1 protein-coding gene and 1 pseudogene are annotated in these 399 nt (G+C 44.1%); both read right to left on the bottom strand.

Features of this window, described 5'->3' with window-relative positions; translation table 11 throughout:
* A pseudogene (rnpA, locus tag ACTHSP_RS22430) lies at positions 1-119 on the bottom strand (ribonuclease P protein component); the annotation flags it as partial.
* Positions 120-121: 2 nt separating this feature from the next.
* Complete coding sequence (rpmH, locus tag ACTHSP_RS22435) at positions 122-256, bottom strand: 50S ribosomal protein L34 (protein WP_002214728.1); 135 nt, start codon at positions 254-256, stop codon at positions 122-124.
* Positions 257-399: the final 143 nt, after the last annotated feature.

A 399-nucleotide genomic window follows, 5' to 3' on the forward strand; every position in this document is an offset into this window, starting at 1 on the left:
TTGTCTGCGGACTGGGAGACTTGCAGCAAATCGCGGCTGCGTCGGTTTTTCAACGCAAAAACGGATGAAAAATCATCCGTTTTTAATAAGCGATACTGCTTCGAGAAGCCGTAATTCAAAATTATACAGCCAGGCGTTTGCGGCCTTTGGCGCGACGGGCAGCCAATACTGCGCGACCACCGCGGGTTTTGGAGCGAACCAAGAAGCCGTGGGTGCGTTTGCGTTTGGTAACGGAAGGTTGATAAGTGCGTTTCATGATGTTTCCTAAAAATTGGTAGATAATTAAACCGTGAATTACACTCCAATTTGCCGCTTTTGTCAATCAATATAAAAACTTTTCGTTGGCTAAAGTGTGACAACGGGTTTTATGCATTGATAGAATTTGTGGATAAAATTTTG

Source organism: Neisseria sp. P0001.S005, assembly GCF_051963715.1.

Coding starts and splice junctions, on each gene's coding strand:
- rpmH (WP_002214728.1), bottom strand. CDS start 256: ATGAAACGCACTTATCAACCTTCCGTTACCAAACGCAAACGCACCCAC.